This window comes from Providencia sp. (assembly GCF_052096715.1).
In the GTDB taxonomy this organism is placed as follows: domain Bacteria; phylum Pseudomonadota; class Gammaproteobacteria; order Enterobacterales; family Enterobacteriaceae; genus Providencia.
The window spans coordinates 24,822-43,957 of sequence record NZ_JBQDNB010000002.1 but is presented as its reverse complement, the minus strand read 5'-3'; the positions used below and the strand labels follow the sequence as shown (position 1 = coordinate 43,957).

Genomic DNA, 19,136 nt, shown 5'->3' with positions numbered 1-19,136 from the left:
TACAGATATAACATATTGTTATTTAACAATATAAATTAGACAACCAAAATAAAAAGGCTGGCTCCTGTGTTGAACAGAAACCAGCCCTTAAGTACTGTGTTTTCATTAAATTAAAAACAAAATGTATATTGAGAGATTACTTATATCCAGCATCGAGTTGTACAACCTCAGCTTTTCCATCTTTCATTTCACAAATAACTTTCTGCGCTTTATTCAGCATCCAAGTGGTAATTTCATATTTAACGTTTACAGTATCTTGCTCGACAGTTCTAGGATACTGTGCGAAATCACCACTTCTTTCTTCTAATCTTTGCTTACACGCATCTATATCTGGCATATCACCGCTACCAGAAACTTTGTACTCTTTGATTTCAGGATAATGTTTAGCGGCAATCATTTCATGCAATTGCTCAACAGTATAATTTTTCTCGGCAAGTACGCCAAAAGTACATAACAAGAAGGATCCGCCTAATAATATTTTTTTCATGATCTACAATATTTAGTTTGATGTCATAAAATAATAGGCTATTACAATCAGTTAAACAATAAAAACCCCTCAATGATAGATTGGAATTTAGTAATGACATAAACAAAAAAGTTATGTAATGCATAATCTACAATGAATTAGTACTTTCTTTGATTTGACAATGATTATCATTCAATGTTAGTTGTATTGATAGTTTATTGGTCTTAAGCGACTTATCCAAAAAATAAAAAACCTAATATCCGCAAATTAGCACGCCTTATAGGACTCTATATGAATAATTATTGTTTTTTTGTGAAGTCAGAAAAGATTATCGCTATAGAAAAATCAAATGAGCAAAATATTCAAAAACTCATTGCTGCTGGATATAAAAAGCAGTTTGAAGAAGTAAGAGCAACGTCAACGAAAAAGGCACTTAAACGTTTTGCAGATATTCGCGGCGAGGAAATTAAGAACATATATGCACTTACAGGTTCAGATGTTCTGTTAGGTATCGTTGGTATTATAGGTATGGTTTTTAAATAAAAACAATATGAAAGTAAACCTAATGTGAATGGTAAAAACAGAATTAATGAATATTCTCTTAGTAAAGTATATGAGCCACCACATATATTCACTTATTGGACTTTTAGCGCTGGAGTTTAATAGCGGCACAGGGCACAGACGAGGCATATGTCAACACAAGTGATTATCGCATTTATACAAGATAAAAATGACAATCAAATTACGCTATTATGCCCAAAGCTTTAACAACATACCCGTCCATGCTTAAATCATATTAGCCTAATGTAATTTAGCCAGTAAATCAGGATATTAACCCCTACCCGTCGGCTTATTCATAATATGATCTTCCCAATCAACCACATCAGTTTCTTTTACGGCAATGTGACGAACAGAAATACCTTCATTATGCATTGCTATCTTTGAGCCCGTTTTAAGTGGATGCCAAGCAGGAAGTTGCTTACCCTCTAATAAAAGACGATAAGCACAAGTATTTGGCAGCCATTCAAAAGTTTCTAGGTTATGACGATTTAACTTGATGCAATCTTCCTCATAATCGAAACGGTTTTCATAATGCTTACACTGACAGGTTTTTAGATTCAACAGATTACACGCAACATTAGTGAAATAAATTTCGTCGGTATCTTCATCTATGAGTTTATGCAGGCAACATTGCCCACAACCGTCACAAAGTGATTCCCATTCACCATCAGTCATTTCATCTAATGTTTTAATCTGCCAGAACGCCTGAGACATAATACTTATTAATCCTTTACTTAAATAACTCTAGTGGTCAACGAGTTATCATTAATTGATAGCTTTAACATATCGCCAGAAATCAATGGACCGACACCTTCTGGTGTCCCTGTCAAAATGACATCCCCTGCACGTAACGTGAAGAAGCGGGACATATAGCTAATAAGGGGTAAAATCGGTGTGATCATATCACGCGTTGTACCAGACTGGCGAATCTCCCCATTGATTTCTAATGAAAGCTGTACATTTTGCAGGTCGCTTGAAGCGCTAACAGGAATAAAACCCGATATAGGGCAAGAGCCATCAAATGCTTTGCTTTTTTCCCACGGCTGTCCTGCTTGCTTAAATTTAGCTTGTAAGTCTCTAAGCGTTAAATCTAGCGCAACCGCATATCCGGCAATTGAACGAGAAACCCTATCCTCATCCGCATTTTTTAATGGCATACCAATTAATATTGCGAGTTCAACTTCGTGGTGCACGGCACCTAAATCTTTTGGAATAACAATCGATTGATTGATATCACATAATGCCGTTTCCGGCTTAATGAAAATAACAGGTTCTTCAGGATGTGCAGAACCCATTTCTTTAATGTGTTTTGCGTAGTTACTACCAACGCAAACAACCTTATTTGCTGGAAAATCAAGTAAAGCACCCTGCCAGTCGCGATGTTGATACATAATGGTAACTCCTCTTATCGTTATTGTATTTTATTAGCGATGCCATCAGCCATCATGCATACGCTCAATGCAAAATAGTATGAACGGTTCCAGTGCATAATAGTCCGGAAATTCTCAGTAACTAAAAACGTTCGCCCCTCTGGGTCATCAGGAATAACAATCCATGTTTTTACATCTGGAGACAACTGCGCGAACGCAGGTAATTTAACGCCCAGTTGCTCCCACTGACTCACTGTTTTTCCTTGCTCTGATTTAACACCTTCTAGGCTTCGATTAAAATCAGCAGGTAAACTAACTTGATAACCCCAAGGTAATGCAGATTGCCAGCCTTCTGTAGATAAATAATTAGCAATAGAAGCAAAAACATCCGCTTTATTATTCCATATATCCATTTTGCCATCACCATCACCATCTGCCGCATAAGACAAATAGGAGGTTGGCATAAATTGGCTTTGCCCCATTGCACCAGCCCATGATCCTTTAAGCTGTTGGTTCTCTGGAATATAACCCTTATCCATAATCTCGAGAGCAGCTAATAGTTGTTTACTAAAAAGTGCTTCGCGGCGACCTTCAAACGATAGCGTTGCCAATGCTGAAATAACATCTTCTTTCCCCTGAGAACGACCAAATCCGCTTTCTAGTCCCCATAGAGAAACAATAAACTGTGGTGGAACACCATAGTGCTGGCTAACTGTATCAAGTATTGATTGATTTTCGAAATACTTGTCAGCGCCTGCATTAATCCGTGAATTAGGTAACACATTTTTTAGGTAACTCGCTAAGGTAACTGTAGCCCTCTTCTCAGGCTGTCCTTTATCGGCTTTCACTACTCGCTCAATAAAGTGGATATTGGCAAATCCGCGATCGATGGTCGCAGCCTTAATCCCCTGAGCCTCAGCATGTTGTTTCAATAATTCAACATAGGCTGGAAATTGAGAAGGCTCACGCTGCTCAATAGGAAAAGCTTTATCTAAGGCGACAACCTCTTTTGTAATTGCCGCCTCTTGCTCAACACTAATCGTTTGGGTTGTCGTATTTGTTGGCTGTCGTGCTGTGCAACTTGCTAAAAGCACACCAGCGACTAATGTATATAATAATGTAGGTTTCATTTTCACCCTCCAGACAGTATTAACTTTTAAGGATTATCTTAATTTGCTTTAGCCGTTTGTTTCTCTATATTCAGAAAGCAAATCCTCGACTGGAGGTGGAAATTGCAAATAATAACCGACAGCGGATAGATCAGCTTTAACACGCGTAACGTCTGCATTGGCTAGCTTTTCTCGCTTATCAAGAGAAATCACCATAGCGAATTGAGGCCTGCCAAATTGTTTTAATAGTTCTTCGGGCACGCGGGAAAAATCATCTTTTTTTTCAACATAAAGATATGTTTGGGAACGGTTAGGGCTTCTATAAATTGCACAAATCATTATATTTAACTCTTTTTCTTGGTTCATTAGCTTGCTTGAAGAATACAGTAACTATAACATGCTATTGTTTTACAGAATATCTTCACCCGAGGATTGCTTCGGAAATTTTAATTTGCTGAGTCTAGATAGATGCCACAATCGCCAATAGAACTTAAAGGCAGTAGTTTTACTCTCTCAGTTCTTCACTTATATAGTGAAGAACCTAAACTCATCAAAAAAGCATTGCTAGATAAAGTCAGCCAAGCGCCTGACTTCCTAAAAAATGCCCCCGTTGTCATTAATATTGCAGAACTGACGCCAAATGCGGATTTATATAGCATTCATAAAGCAATTGCATCGGCAGGTTTAAGAATTGTAGGTGTGAGTGGCTGTACTGACCCTTTGTTGAGAAAAAAAGTTAATGATGCAGGCTTGCCAGTACTGAGTGAAGGGAAAAGTAAAAAAACAGCTGAAATTCAATTAGACGTTGTAAACCCAAAACCTGAAATATCAACAGTACCAGTGCAAACAGAAGCCGGGTACCGTAAAACTCGCATTATTAATACTCCAGTACGTTCAGGCCAACGCATTTATGCACCAAATAGTGATCTCATCGTCACCAGTAATATTAGTGCGGGTGCAGAATTATTAGCAGATGGTAATATTCATATATATGGCGTAATGAGAGGCCGAGCATTAGCCGGTGCTTCTGGTGATATTGAAAGTCAGATTTACTGTACGCATTTGCAAGCAGAATTAGTTTCTATTGCAGGTGAATACTGGCTGAGCGATCAAATTCCAACAGAATTTCTCTCCAAAGCAGCAAAACTTCGTTTAGTTGATAACAAACTTAATATTGAATACTTAAATTAGACCTTATTTACAAGGAATTATTCATGGCACGCATAATCGTTGTTACTTCTGGTAAAGGTGGTGTTGGTAAAACCACTTCAAGCGCGGCCATAGCTACTGGGCTGGCACAAAGTGGGAAGAAAACCGTCGTTATCGATTTTGATATCGGTCTACGTAATCTTGACCTCATCATGGGCTGCGAGCGCCGAGTAGTGTATGACTTCGTTAATGTCATCCAAGGCGATGCAACCTTAAACCAAGCATTGATCAAAGATAAACGGACAGAAAATTTATACATTCTTCCTGCTTCACAAACTCGCGATAAAGATGCACTAACTCGTGATGGTGTTGAAAAAATACTTGATGAGTTAGGCGATAAACTAGAGTTTGATTTCATCGTTTGTGATTCACCCGCAGGGATTGAAAGTGGTGCTTTAATGGCCCTTTATTTTGCTGATGAAGCAATTATTACTACCAATCCTGAAGTTTCTTCAGTCCGTGACTCTGACCGTATTTTAGGTATTCTTGCCTCTAAATCACGCCGTGCAGAAAGGGGCGAAGACCCAATTAAAGAGCATTTGTTATTAACCCGCTATAACCCTGGTCGGGTAACTCGCGGTGATATGCTCAGTATGGAAGATGTTCTGGAAATTTTGTGTATTCCACTTATTGGTGTCATTCCAGAAGACCAATCTGTACTACGTTCATCAAACCAAGGTGAACCCGTTATTTTAGATACAGAATCCGATGCAGGCCAAGCATATAGCGATTGTGTTGCACGTATTTTAGGTGAAGATCGCCCTATCCGATTCATTGAAGAAGAGAAAAAAGGCTTCTTAAAACGCCTGTTTGGGGGGTAAATAATGGCTTTATTAGATTTCTTTCTGTCGAGAAAAAAACCGACAGCGAATATCGCAAAAGAGCGATTACAAATCATTGTTGCAGAGCGTCGTCGTGGTAATAGCGAACCGGCTTATCTTGCGGATATGAAACGAGATATTCTGCAGGTTATCTGTAAATATGTTCAAGTTGACCCAGGAATGCTATCCGTTCAATTTGAACAAAAAGGCGATGATATTTCTGTTCTTGAGTTAAACGTCACCCTTCCTGAAGGCGATGACATTAAAACGACCGAATAAGAAAACCGCAAAGAAAGCCGCTGTTATTAATTTAATAGTATTAACCTAGCTAAGTGTATTAATGCTGGCGGCTTGCTTTTTATTTTATCTATTTTATCTCAACTAGCGCTATTCAATCGGCACAATTGGACGGTGATCCTTGCCTTAATCAACGATATGTATTATCCCAAAAGCCGATTTTATTTTTGTACAACTAAAGCGTGAATTCAATTTCTAGTGTAATTAATCTATTAAGATCTGCAGGTGGCACACCCACTGAACGACTTTTTCGCATAGCCTCTAAAGCAGCGTTGTCTAATTGACTGTTATTTGACGATTTAGCTACCAAAATACGAGTTAATTCACCTTGCGCGGTTAATTCAAAGTTAGCCTTTACTTTACCCTCAATATGCATATTTCTCGCTTTTCTTGGGTATATTTTATGTCTTTCAATTTCTTGCCTAAGCTTATCAAGATATAATTGATGCAAGCTATCTATATCATCGCCTAATGCAACTGAATTTTGTGAACCTTGCGTTCCAACTGCCTGCGATTGAGCACTATTCTCACCATCCTTAGAACTTTGTTTTTCATCGTCGCTTCGCTCACTTTTGGGCTTATCCTCTTTTTGTATCACTCTATCTTTTATCGGTTCATCCATGTTTTTTTTGCTGATATTTTTTTTAGTCACTTTGGATACTTTGTTTTCATTATGAGTTTCACTTTTTTGTTTATTAACTTTGATAGCTGCATTTTCCACTTGAGCAGTAACACTAATTAATCCCCCTCCATTACTTTCTGGGATAGCCACCGCACTAACTTGTTTTTCAATCACTGCATGAGTTAATGCAATTGAAATAACAGTTGCGTTAATCGGTGTGTAAATTTGTGACGATAAAGTGCTATAGGACATAAGACAATAATAAATAATGCCACCATGTAATAGTAAAGAGGCGGTAAAAGTATAATTAAAACGTCGATTAATCATTTTTAGATCTCAATTAAACCCTTCGCTGTTTAATATATTCGATAGCACAACGAAGGGCTTTATTTTAGAAACGGCTGGTTACGCTAAAACGTATAGATCTGCCCGGTGCGGGCATCATGCTACGAGTTAAAGGATCTAAATAATACTCATCTAAAAGATTAGTCGCTAATAACTCAATTAGCATATCTTTATTAACTTGATAGCTCGCATATGCATCCGCTATAAATATTGAATTCCAATTCATTGGAGTATTATTTAACGGTGCATATTGATAGGGATATTTACCCATCATTGCGGCTTCATCTTTATTTTCAGCTTTACTGTGGTAACGCATACGGCTACCTATTTCTAGGCTTTCCTCAAAAAAGCGCACACCAATATTGGCATGTACACTATATTTTGGCTGTAATTGTGTACGTAAATAACCGCCAGGGAAGCCTGCCTCAACACACTCAGGAGTATCATATTTATTATATGGGTCTAGCCTCATGAGTGATGCTTCATCACATACTTCGTTCTTTAAACGATAATCCACACCAACGTCACCAAATATCCGTCCGTTATCATAACGTGCTAATAATTCTAATCCTGCTGTTTTGTGTTTATCAACCTGAGTAAAAACTAAATCCATATCTCTTTCAAATGCATTAGTAATTACAGTATTATAATAGTTGAATCTAATATCTGCATGATTTTCAGCATCTAATAATTCTTGTAAATTACGCACATAACCAATTTCAATAGTATGGCTCCGTTCAGGTGCAAATTTCGGTGGCACATAATTGATATTTCCCGACCCCGAAAAACCTACTGTATTTTCAAAAATACTCGGCATTCTAACGGTTTCTAAATAACGTGCAAAGACTCTATCATTATCCGTTAAATAAACGGATGCACCAAATGAAGGGGCCCACGCGGAGTCTTCTTTTCTTTCTGGTTTTTTAAATTTTTCTTCATTTGTATATTTAATTTCATCCCATCTATTATTCAACGCATCAGCTAGGCGAAATTTTTTAGAAAATAAGCCAGTAATTGGATCAATGACTTCAGCATCGAGATCAACTTCACCATTATAGAAAGGGTTTTGATCCCGCATTAATCGATTGTTATTATCTAATTTCCATTGAATAAATTTATTCTCAACGATTCTAAATTCATGTGGTTTACTATTATGACGTCGATAACTGGCTTCCAGTATAGCGTTCTTAGGTAAGGATAATGCTTCTTGAACAAAGACGTGCCGTTCTTTATATTTTAATTGTTTATTTTTATAATGACTACTCGGTTTATATTCATTAAAACTTAGACCAACTTCGTCTACATATTGCATAACTTTTTGTGCTTCATCTGCTGTCAATGTACGGGATATTCTATAATTACGTGCATATCGACGTGAATAAGGCGCAAAATTAGCATCTTTAGCTTCTATTCGCCGTTCATGTAATTTATCCCTAGACCAATAATTTATATATTGCATACCCGCATTTAAACTTAACCATTCTGTGGGACGCCAATCAAGCTTAATTGCGCCATTATATTCATGACGCTCCCCTTCTCGAGGCATTGCTCTGAATAAGCCAGAAATAGGTGTAGAATCAGAATTAAATATATCGTCACGACTACCAATGGTTTCTTTAATAAAATTCCCCATAATGGTTACATCAAAATCAGAATTTAATTTAAATTTATTAGAGACTGAAATACCTTGGCGTTCATCCAACTGATTTAATTTAATTCCATCAACTAGCGTGCCATTGACTTTAGGATCTCTAGGTTTATCTTTATCATAATCAAATCCCCAATCCCTCTGCATAGGTTCTCTTGGCTGACCACCTGCCGTATTTGAATTTAGGTCTGTTTTAGTCAACCAATAACCTAGCTGTAAATCAATCAGAGGGTTAGATTCATGCTTAAATGCATAATTTGCATATAATGTTTCCAATGTTAAATTAGCCAACGGCCATTGCGGAATTTTTCCTACCAAATCATGATATCTAATTTGAGAAGGCATAATTTCACCATATTGGCTTTGGGTATGAATATAGCCAAGTGATAATTTCTGAGTATCCGTTAGCTTGATATTTAATTTGCTAAGTAAACTTTTCATTTCATTAGAAGTATTAGCAACTTCTTTATTCGGTGCATATATATTGGCCACAAACGGCATGTAGGGGTCCATCCCTTTGTTAGGCGTTGAATAATCATAAGTTACAATTTCACCTCTAAATTGATCTGCACCTCGCTTGCCTGCAAAATAGTTACCTTGGTTACGGTAGCTATAAGCCATCATAAAATCAAATACGTCTTGACGTGTCCCAATAGCAAAACGAGCGGCATTATCTTTTAAGTTAAATAAACTCGTATTTCCTCTCGAATTTGGCTCAACTAATACTTGTTCATCCTGAAAATAAATCCGCGTAGCATTGGGTTTATTATGAAAGCTTTCCATAAGTTCAGCATCATCGCGGTAATCCACCCCATGATTTAGATGATTAATTTTTGGCTTAGTTGAATTACTACTGGTTTCTAGTTTTATATCAATACCAAATTTATCTTCAGGTTCAACCACATCATCTATTGTGATGGTTTTAACGGCGACACCTCCCCCCGTTGAGGTCCGAATATTGCGGTCTAACATGGGGCTTTTTATTACTGTAATACTGCTTATCATATTTGGGTCAACATAGTTGCGGTTATTCGCTCCGTTATAACCACGCCAGACCGTAATTGCTTGCTCCGTACCATCAACAGTAACTGGCACCCTTCCTTGCCCTTGTATACCCCGTACATTAGGATCTAACGCTCCACTATTACGTGCATCTCCACTGTACACACCCACACCTTGCGTAAGCACATCTGCGGGATTCGTTCCTTTATAACGCTCAACGGCTTCTTTACTAATATAGATATTTGACTCGTCTTTATCGTATTGATCATCAGCACCTTTACGATCGCGCTGTTTAATGGTTTTTGTTTTATCTTGCACCGTTATCTTACCGATATTTTCCCGTTCGGCAGCACAACTAATAATAGGAACACAACAAACAGATAGCCCTGTAGCAATATTAATTGCCATCACGGTTTTAACTTTCATGATTAAATCCAAATAAAAACTAAAAAGTCTTAATAAAGTTGATTCCGATTTCACTTTGCTTAAAAGAGTAAATAACATCAGCAGTACTACTATTTAATTGATAATTAAAATAAATAGACGGATGAAATGTGAGTATTTTTTTATTCGGTAATGAAATAGCCGTATTCATATACCAGTTATTATCTTTTCTTTTCGTGTCTAAATGATAATCAAACTGTTTAAATTGGGTATTTTTATAACCTATTGCACTAAGTAGTTCTAACGGCCCTGTTATTTTTAATAGTCCTAGTTTCATACCATATTGCTGATAACTATCACTAGCTGATTGTTTATTTCTATTTATTCCATGACCACGAATAAACACCATCGTATTGGGGTTAATAATGTAAGCACCTGTTAATGAATAATTAATTTTCATCCCATTATTGAATTTATAGTCAGAATGGTATTGCTTATTTTTCAGCTCTATATCAGCTAAAAATATCACATTATCGTTTAAATAATATTCACTACTAACTTTAGCGCCTAAACTGTGATTTCGATATTGATTATCTACCCATTTAGTATCGACTACAGGTAGTAAGCGTATTTTTCTATTTGCTTTTTCAAATTGATATCCACCATAAATAAAAGTTTTTATCTCAGGCTTTGATATCGCTTTCATTGGCTCAACGCCTAATACACCCATGGTCATATATGCAGAGTGATTACCCAAAACCGGAAACCGTTTAGATAACTCTGCATAATAATTCCATTTGGTGCCAGCAATAACCTCAGCCCCCTGCATACAGTAAACCTGACAATAACTTTTACTTTGACCTTCTGCTTCGTTTAAATTTGAATTATAACTTGAACCAACTCTAATACGACCTTGCCATGAATTTATTTTTTTAATTGTTATTATTTGGCTATCTATAAGAGTTATATGTTCTTTTAATAACTTGTTTTTATATTTTTTCTTAATTTCTATATAAGATTTTAATGATCGTTCATAAAACTTATCTTTAGTGTAAGTATTCGCTAATTTCAATTCGATTAAAATTATATTAGGCTGTTGGTTTAACATTTTCTCATATAACTTAATCGCCTGATTATAATCTTGTTTTACTATGGCTTTTTCTGCCGATATATATGTTACTAAATTGTCATCATGTTTTTCATCTTGAATGTACTGGGCGAGAATACTATCAATTTCTTCAAACTTTTTCTTTCTAACTAAATCATAAAGAATAAATCCAAGTTCGTCGATATTTTTATTTGTATTTTTTTCATTAATGATTAGCTGTTCATTAATTCCGTTACCCTTAGCGTTTAAAATGCTAGTCATTTTTTCATCTAATAACATATCTCCTTTGATAAGCGAGGAAAAAGAAATTAACACAATAATAAAAATTACATTAATTAATGATTTATTTAAATTTTTCATTGGTAGCCACTATTTTTTAATAGTAATAAAAAAGTAGGTGAAATATCATTTCACCTACTCATTAATAGATATTATTTTATTAAGCTATAATTAGTCTTTGCTACCACCAAATGCTGTGTCTAATGAGTTGTTATCTTCAAATGTCGCAATACCGGCTAACTGCTCTGCATTATCACCAAAGAACTGACCCGAGTTCACCCCCTTAATCGAATCATTAGCCAATGCGTCACCGGAGAAGGTTCCTCCGTCATGAATGTCACCCTTAAATGCAATATTTAAAGATTCACCGAGTAATGAGCCTGTGTAATCCTTAGCTCCAAAGTCAGCGTCAAACTTGCCGATTAACTTTGCTTCACCATCAAATTGATTAATACCTTCAATCGTGTAAGTTGCTTGACCACTTGTTGGTACCTCAGTACTGCCATCTTTGCCTGAGAAATAAGCAGTATGCATAGTATCGCCTGCTACACCGGTTTGAGACCAGTCACCATAATACACTTCTGCATCTGCCACTTGGCTAAATTGGAACTTACCCATGCTGCCGCCATGCGGACCGCCACTACTCTCTAATACATAGACATTATCAGGCTTATGGGTAACCATACCTTTTAGTCCTGAAAATGAAATTGTCATTCCGTTTTTCATGCTACGAGAACCAATACCGGGATCACCGATAGAACCACCATGGGGCCCCATTGTTGACTGTGTTTCACCAACAATGATATTTGTTGCTTCATCAATATAACTTTGACTTTGTTGTGACACTGTTTCTGCTAATGAAAAAGATGAGGTTGCGACTAACGATAAAGTTAAAGTAATTAAAGATAATTTATTCATAATAAAATCCTTATATATTGAAATCAATTTTCCGTTTATTTCTTTATGAATTAATAAAGAATAGTGTTTTAGTTAATAACCGTTAGCTAATTTTCATTAACTATTCGGTTAACAACGAAACTCAGTATATGAGAATGGTTTTTATTTACAAATAAGAAATTTATAATTAGAATTTAAATCATTTCATTAACTATGAAAATTTAGTCTTTCTTTTTAGCACGTTAACTATTAACCTTATTTTATTAAATACTATTAATCACTAGTTTACTTAAACTTAACTAATATTATTTTATTATTTTATTATTTTTAGGACTGTTTATAATAAAGAATTGCCTTGCAATTAAATTAACCCATAAAATACCGTTGACACTATTTATGTCATTTATGTTTTACATGGAAATATTAATATATGAGTTATTTATATAAATAAAAAAATGAATAACAGCAAATAATGAAAGGATAATCAATAAGGCACAAAATTTATTTTTTTGTGCCTTATTATCACTACGCTTTTTTGAGTAATGCTGAAATAGGCTCAGCAAGCAACTTACCACGCCAACCATCTAACAGCTCTGGTGGGGTTGTCATTTCTTTTAATCCCCAATGAACTGAAAGTAATTGATTAATTTGTCGTCTAGATGCAAGTAATTCTGCGTTAAATTTTTCGTTCTCAGCAATATCTTTTACTACAGATTTTATCTCTTTGAATAGGCTTTTATATTGGCTTTGTTCAATAATGTTAGCAACAGGAGCCGGATACTCGCTTGCATCTAATTGTTTCGCTTTCTCAACCAAGCTTAGCAAACGCTTACCATGACAACGAATTTCCTGACCCGTTAAACCTAATGCATCCAACTCACCTAACGAACTTGGTAGGAAACGAGCTACTTTCCATAAGTGCTCTTCTTTGACCACAAAGTTAATCGCCATATCACGCGCTTTAGCTTGTTCTAATCGCCACTGTGCGAGTAATTGTAGGCAGGCCAACTGTTCGTTTCGCAGCTGCCAAGCGTTGGTAATATTTAAATACGCTTTTTCTGGTTCAACTGTTTTTTGACGACGAGCAACTACTCTTTGACATTCATCTAATGCATCGTCTAAATAACCCGCTTCGGTCACTTTTTTCATCAATATTTCAGCTAAAGGCAACAAATACAGCACATCAGCCGTTGCATAATCACACTGTTTTTCACTTAATGGGCGAGCCAACCAATCCGTGCGAGATTCGCTTTTATCAAGTTCAACGCCAATATGTTCCGCGACTAAAGACGCAAAACCACATGAAATAGGATAACCCAGAAACGCAGCGACAATTTGGGTATCAATCATAGGATCCGGTGCACAACCAAAATCATGAAAAAAGACTTCAAGATCTTCACTACCCGCATGAAGAAACTTGAGCTGTTTTTTATTGGTTAATAGCGCTTTGAAAGGACTGAAATCAGTTATTGATAAAGGATCAATCAATGAAACCTGTTTTCCATCATACATCTGTAGTAAACCCAACTGAGGGTAAAAGGTTCTTGTGCGAACAAATTCGGTATCCAAGGCTAGCCAAGGCGCATCACTGGCCTCTTGGCATACCTGTACTAATTCACTATCTGTGGTGACTAAACGATAATTCAAAACAAGTTTCTCTTTTTTGTATATTTATCAAAACAAAAATTTCATCACAGTAACGCCGGTAAAAACCGGCGTTACATATACTAATGTATGGTGTTAAATCACAGTCATACTGGCGATTTGTCTCTTTGCAATTTTTCTTCATCACGCAATTCTTTGCGTAAAATTTTACCCACATTGGATTTCGGTAACTCTTCACGAAATTCAAACACTTTAGGCACTTTATAAGCAGTTAATGAACGACGACTGAACGTTTTTAGTTCATCAGCAGTTAAATTTTTATTTTTGGTGACGATAAATACTTTTACCGCCTCTCCCGTACTTTCACTTGGTATACCTATCGCAGCACACTCAATAACATCAGGATGGGAAGAAAGTACTTCTTCTATTTCGTTAGGGTAAACATTAAATCCTGAAACAATAATCATATCTTTTTTACGATCAACAATGCGAATGTAACCTTCATCATCAATTTCAGCGATATCCCCAGTCGCCAACCAACCGTCAACAATGGCTTCAGCAGTAGAATCTGGACGATTCCAATAGCCTTTCATGACTTGCGGGCCTTTCACCCACATTTCTCCAGGTTGCCCAAGAGCCACTTCATGACCATCATCATCAAGAAATTTAACATCTGTTGATGGAACAGGTATGCCGATACTACCACTATATTCAGTCAGATTATATGGATTTCCGGTGACTAATGGCGCACATTCGGTCAACCCGTAACCTTCAAGTAAATGCTTACCAGTCAACTCTTTCCATTTTTGGGCAACGGCCTTTTGTACCGGCATTCCACCACCCACCGATAATCTGAGTTTCGAAAAGTTAAGTTGACGAAACTCTTCATTATGCAGCCATGCATTAAATAATGTATTCACACCAGTTATTGAAGTAAATGGAAATTTAGCTAACTGTTTAACCGTATCAGGCACGTCTCGAGGATTAGTAATCAACAGATTAACGCCCCCCACACTAATGAAAAGTAAACAGTTAACCATGAGTGCAAAAACGTGATAAAGCGGTAGTGCTGTAACAACATACTCAGCGCCAAATTTTAACACAGGGCCATAAGCGGCTCTTGCTTGTTCCAGATTAGCAAGCATATTCCGATGCGTTAGCATCGCCCCTTTTGCCACGCCTGTTGTGCCACCCGTATATTGTAGGAATGCTAAATCTCCCCCTGTAATATTCGGCTTAATATATTGCATTCGATAGCCAAAATGCATAGCGCGACGAAATGAGATAGCATCCGGTAAATTATATTTAGGGACTAATCGTTTTACATATTTGACGATAAAATCAACAATCGTCGCTTTAGGACGTGACAGTTGGTCACCCATTCGAGTTAAAATAACGTGCTTAACTTTGGTGTTAAAAACAATTTTTTCAAGCGTATGGGCGAAGTTAGACACAATGACGATGGCCGTTGCACCACTATCATTAAGCTGGTGCTCTAATTCTCTTGGGGTATATAGAGGATTAACATTCACCACAACCATTCCCGCACGCAATACGCCAAACAGCGCTATTGGATATTGTAATAAGTTTGGCATCATCAGTGCGACGCGGTCACCTTTTTTAAGACCTAATCCATTTTGTAAGTAAGCTGCAAATGCGCGGCTTCGCTCTTCTAGCTTACGGTATGTCATTACTGCGCCCATATTAATGAACGCAGGCTGGTCTGCATACTGAGAAACCGCATTTTCAAGTAATTCAGCCAATGAAGCGAAGCGATCAGGATTGATTTCTTCCGGCACATCAGCAGGATAATTTTTCAGCCAGATTTTTTCCAAAATATTGCTCCTGAATTTAGTGAACTTAAGATGCTCAACATATCTTTTAACAAATTATTAACTCAGCGTACCAGTTTGAAAAATACCCTGTGTCAAGGTTGAGAGGTCTATCACTAAATAAATACCATTCCATCGAAATAAAATAAGGCGGATCACACCGCCTTACTTTTGTTAGATATCATTTATTAAAAGTTAGTCTAAATATTTTCGGACAATTATACACGTATCAGCCCTAATTTTAAAAAGTGTAATCCCTGATTACTTAATCAAATTAGCGTTATAATTCACTTAACCAATATAAATTGATTGCATAGTAGTCAATCCTACTGTTTTTAACCCATTTTTATATCCATATAATAACTATGGTAATCGTTTTTTTAACTTTCGAGGCAACTAAATGCTAACTAGAGTTGATTTAACACGATAATGTGGCAAACAAAATCATTCTCACTCATATATTCAATACAAATAAATACCACTAAAGTAGTGTTGATATTAATCAATAAGAATAATCCACTCTCTCCCTATGATCTTCATTAGTTAAGGTCGTTAAATGAGAATCCTATGTCTACTAAAATAATAAAACAGAATTTGTACAATGAAAAAGGGCTACCACTAAGCCGACGTCATTTTGTGCAAGCCAGTGCGGCATTAGTTAGCTTGCCGTTTATTTCAAGCAATGTTAAATCTCAACCCGCTAATATCCCCATTGCCAACGTATTAAATGATGGCACTGAAATTGTATCCACTTGTAGTACATTTGACTGTGGTGGCAAATGTGATATTCGGGCACATGTCAAAGATGGTATTGTCACACGCATTACTACTCGGCCTGATGCTGCCTTGGATGAAACTATGCCAATCATGCGTGCCTGCGTGCGCGGTCGCGGCTATCGCAAATTTGTTTATGATGCAGAACGTCTAAAATACCCGATGAAACGAGTGGGTAAACGTGGTGAAGGTAAATTTGAGCGGATATCATGGGATGAAGCGACTACATTAATTGCCGATAACATTACTCGTTTAACCGAAAAACATGGTGCAGCGAGCCGTTTCTTAACGGTAAATACCGCGGTAACTGGTGGGATTTTCTCCGGTGATACCATGATGAAAAAATTATTCAATCTGACTGGTGGTTTTCTACCCTACTACCACTCCGTTAGCTTAGGCAACACTGTCAAAGTCACTCCCTTTACTTATGGCTTGGCCAAAACAGGAAGCTCTCTTGATACCTTAGAGAACACCCCATTAGTGATCCTCTGGGGCCATAATCCTAATGAGACTGTGTTTGGACATACCAACCATTATTTTCAAAAAATGAAAAATAAGGGAACTAAATTTATTGTTGTCGACCCGCGATATTCAGATACCGCACAATCATTAGCTGATCAGTGGATCCCATTATTACCGACAACCGATAATGCGCTACTCGATTCAATGATGTATGTGATCGTTAGTGAAAACCTGCATGACAAACCGTTTATTGACAAATATGTGGTTGGTTTTGATGAGCAGCATATGCCTGAAGGTGTTCCCGCAAATGAGTCATTAGTCGCTTATTTAATGGGACAAAAAGATGGTATAACGAAAACGCCTGAATGGGCTGAAAAAATCACTAAAGTACCCGCAAATACTATTCGCCAATTAGCGCGTGAATATGCGATGACAAAACCTGCGGCACTGATTCAAGGTTGGGGGCCACAACGTCATATATGTGGTTAACGTAGTGCCCGAGGAACCACACTGTTAGCGGCTATTACAGGTAATGTAGGTAAACGTGGTGCTTGGGCCGCAGGCTATGGTGGTATTGGTAATCGCCAATCGATGCACGGCCCTGATATTGGTGAAAATCCAGTTAAAGCCCAAATTTCAATTATGAACTGGATGCAGGCTGTTGAAGATGCAAGCCAAGTTCGCCCTGAAGATGGTTTATTGGGTGTTGATAAACTCGATAGCAATATCAAAATGATATTCTCACTGGCGGGTAATTATCTGGTTAACCAAAACCCAGATGTTAACGCAGCAGCAAAATTATTAGCAGATGAGTCAAAAGTTGAGTTTATTGTCTCTAGTGATTTATATCTTTCCCCTTCTGCAAAATATGCGGATTTGGTATTGCCAGAAACCAGCTTTATGGAAAGATGGAATATTGGTGATACTTGGGGTACTGGTAGCTACTTTATTTTGTCTGAAAAAGTGATTGAACCTGATTTTGAACGTCGCTCCGATTATGACTGGATAACTGACGTAGCAGAAAAATTAGGGGTCAAAGAAGCATTTACTGAAAATAGAACTGAAAAACAATGGATTGAATATCTTGTTGGAATGAATAAAGCTCGATTCCCAGATAAACCTGATTTTCCGACCTTTGATGAGCTACTAAAATCTCGTCGCTATTTATTCAAAGATATTGGTTTTGTCGCATTTGAAGACAATATTAAAGATCTTGAGAAAAATCCATTTCCAACTCCATCAGGCAAAATTGAAATTTTTTCAAAGCGTCTGTATGACATGAATAATCCCGATATTCCAGCATTATCTAACTATGTTCCAGCCATCGAAGGGCCGGAAGATAAGCTGACAGCTACCTATCCACTACAGATGTTGACGTGGAAAGGTAAAAACCGTGCTAATTCAACTCAATATTCCAACCCAATATTGCAAGAAGTTCAACGACAAGAACTATGGATAAACCCAATAGATGCGCAGCAGCGCAACATCAAAACAGGTGAAATGATCCGCATTTTTAACGACCGAGGTATTTCTCAAATTCCTGCATTAGTCACTGAACGTATTATTCCTGGCGTTGTGGGTATGCAAGCTGGTGCTTGGTGGAATCCTGATAAAGATGGAGTGGATCATGGTGGTTGCCCTAACGTGCTAACATCAACACGAATGACACCTCTTGCTCATGGTAATTCACATTTAACCGTTTTAGTTGAGGTAACCAAAGCATGAGTGATTTCAAACAGTATGCCTCAGTAAGTGACGAGCAATTAGGCTTCTTTATCGACTCATCCCGTTGTTCAGGCTGTAAAGCTTGCCAAGTTGCGTGTAAGGATAAAAATAACCTCGAAGTTGGTCGACGTTTTCGTCGTATTTATGAGGTTCAAGGTGGTGGTTTTGCACCTAATGGCCAAGGTGGCTATGAAAATAATGTTTTTTCATACACCTTGACCATTTCATGTAATCACTGTGACGACCCTATTTGTGTGAAAAATTGCCCAACCACTGCTATGCACAAACGAGAAGGCGACGGCATTGTAAGAGTCGATACCAGTAAATGTGTCGGTTGCGGATATTGTTCATGGTCGTGCCCTTATGGCGCTCCGCAATTAAATGAGCAAACTGGGCAAATGTCTAAATGTGATTTCTGTGTTGATTTACTCGCAGAAGGTAAAAATCCAATTTGTGTAGATACTTGCCCTCTCAATGCCATTAAATTCGGCACTATTAAAGAACTACGCGAAAAATATGGCCATTTAAGCCAAGTTCAAGGATTGCCCGATAGTGCAATCACTCGACCAAACTTAGTGATCAAACCCCATAAGGGTGCAATAGATAAAGGAGGTAATTAG

The 19,136-nt window shown here is 37.2% G+C and carries 16 protein-coding genes and 1 pseudogene; 6 read left to right on the top strand and 11 right to left on the bottom strand.

From position 1 onward, the window contains the following. Positions 1–136: 136 nt before the first annotated feature. Positions 137–457 (bottom strand): hypothetical protein, encoded by a 321-nt coding sequence (locus ACTH6U_RS02010; protein WP_441831468.1) that lies wholly within the window; start codon positions 455–457, stop codon positions 137–139. A 300-nt stretch (positions 458–757) separates the two neighbouring features. Here ACTH6U_RS02010 and ACTH6U_RS02005 point away from each other — a divergent pair, with 300 nt between their 5' ends. After that, positions 758–1,009: a hypothetical protein gene (locus ACTH6U_RS02005; protein ID WP_441831467.1), complete on the top strand. Its 252-nt coding sequence runs from the start codon at positions 758–760 to the stop codon at positions 1,007–1,009. Positions 1,010–1,297: 288 nt separating this feature from the next. Here ACTH6U_RS02005 and ACTH6U_RS02000 read toward each other — a convergent pair whose 3' ends face one another. From ACTH6U_RS02000 to ACTH6U_RS01985, 4 genes are read right to left on the bottom strand one after another with little or no spacing between them, the layout of a single operon-like run. Continuing rightward, the gene (locus tag ACTH6U_RS02000; RefSeq protein WP_294103507.1) at positions 1,298–1,741 is read right to left on the bottom strand and encodes a YcgN family cysteine cluster protein; all 444 of its coding nucleotides are present in this window, start codon (positions 1,739–1,741) and stop codon (positions 1,298–1,300) included. 20 nt (positions 1,742–1,761) lie between these two features. After that, positions 1,762–2,418, bottom strand: a complete 657-nt coding sequence (locus tag ACTH6U_RS01995) for a fumarylacetoacetate hydrolase family protein (RefSeq protein WP_441831466.1) — start codon at positions 2,416–2,418, stop codon at positions 1,762–1,764. Between the two features lie 20 nt (positions 2,419–2,438). Then, positions 2,439–3,527, bottom strand: a complete 1,089-nt coding sequence (locus ACTH6U_RS01990) for a lytic murein transglycosylase (protein ID WP_441831465.1) — start codon at positions 3,525–3,527, stop codon at positions 2,439–2,441. A 48-nt stretch (positions 3,528–3,575) separates the two neighbouring features. Continuing rightward, entirely contained in the window at positions 3,576–3,845 is a 270-nt protein-coding gene (locus ACTH6U_RS01985; protein WP_441831566.1) for a YcgL domain-containing protein, read from the bottom strand. Positions 3,846–3,974: 129 nt separating this feature from the next. Here ACTH6U_RS01985 and minC point away from each other — a divergent pair, with 129 nt between their 5' ends. The 3 genes from minC to minE are packed head-to-tail and all read left to right on the top strand — an operon-like array spanning position 3,975 to position 5,815. After that, positions 3,975–4,697, top strand: a complete 723-nt coding sequence (minC, locus tag ACTH6U_RS01980; RefSeq protein WP_294103501.1) for a septum site-determining protein MinC — start codon at positions 3,975–3,977, stop codon at positions 4,695–4,697. A gap of 23 nt (positions 4,698–4,720) precedes the next feature. Beyond that, positions 4,721–5,536: a septum site-determining protein MinD gene (gene minD / locus ACTH6U_RS01975; protein WP_294103499.1), complete on the top strand. Its 816-nt coding sequence runs from the start codon at positions 4,721–4,723 to the stop codon at positions 5,534–5,536. 3 nt (positions 5,537–5,539) lie between these two features. Beyond that, positions 5,540–5,815 carry a cell division topological specificity factor MinE gene (gene minE / locus ACTH6U_RS01970; protein WP_294103497.1) on the top strand — a complete coding sequence of 92 codons (276 nt, stop codon included), beginning with the start codon at positions 5,540–5,542 and terminating at the stop codon, positions 5,813–5,815. A 193-nt stretch (positions 5,816–6,008) separates the two neighbouring features. Here minE and ACTH6U_RS01965 read toward each other — a convergent pair whose 3' ends face one another. The 6 genes from ACTH6U_RS01965 to fadD all read right to left on the bottom strand — a co-directional run bounded on the left by ACTH6U_RS01965 (position 6,009) and on the right by fadD (position 15,558). Beyond that, entirely contained in the window at positions 6,009–6,782 is a 774-nt protein-coding gene (locus tag ACTH6U_RS01965; RefSeq protein ID WP_441831464.1) for a TonB family protein, read from the bottom strand. A gap of 64 nt (positions 6,783–6,846) precedes the next feature. Beyond that, positions 6,847–9,876: a TonB-dependent receptor domain-containing protein gene (locus ACTH6U_RS01960; RefSeq protein WP_441831463.1), complete on the bottom strand. Its 3,030-nt coding sequence runs from the start codon at positions 9,874–9,876 to the stop codon at positions 6,847–6,849. Positions 9,877–9,895: 19 nt separating this feature from the next. After that, positions 9,896–11,302, bottom strand: a complete 1,407-nt coding sequence (locus ACTH6U_RS01955; protein ID WP_294103491.1) for a surface lipoprotein assembly modifier — start codon at positions 11,300–11,302, stop codon at positions 9,896–9,898. Between the two features lie 90 nt (positions 11,303–11,392). Further along, on the bottom strand, positions 11,393–12,139 hold the full coding sequence (locus ACTH6U_RS01950) for a Slam-dependent surface lipoprotein (protein WP_294103489.1): 747 nt from the start codon (positions 12,137–12,139) through the stop codon (positions 11,393–11,395). Between the two features lie 504 nt (positions 12,140–12,643). Continuing rightward, on the bottom strand, positions 12,644–13,765 hold the full coding sequence (gene rnd / locus ACTH6U_RS01945; protein WP_441831462.1) for a ribonuclease D: 1,122 nt from the start codon (positions 13,763–13,765) through the stop codon (positions 12,644–12,646). A gap of 104 nt (positions 13,766–13,869) precedes the next feature. Beyond that, a complete protein-coding gene (gene fadD / locus ACTH6U_RS01940) occupies positions 13,870–15,558 on the bottom strand; it encodes a long-chain-fatty-acid--CoA ligase FadD (RefSeq protein ID WP_336429003.1) in 1,689 nt (562 codons plus the stop codon). 564 nt (positions 15,559–16,122) lie between these two features. Between fadD and ACTH6U_RS01935 the strand changes: the two are divergent. Together ACTH6U_RS01935 and ACTH6U_RS01930 are read left to right on the top strand one after the other, a co-directional pair. Continuing rightward, a pseudogene (locus ACTH6U_RS01935) lies at positions 16,123–18,516 on the top strand (DMSO/selenate family reductase complex A subunit). Then, positions 18,513–19,136: a DMSO/selenate family reductase complex B subunit gene (locus ACTH6U_RS01930; RefSeq protein ID WP_294350756.1), complete on the top strand. Its 624-nt coding sequence runs from the start codon at positions 18,513–18,515 to the stop codon at positions 19,134–19,136. The pseudogene ACTH6U_RS01935 and the gene ACTH6U_RS01930 overlap by 4 nt, the downstream one beginning before the upstream one ends.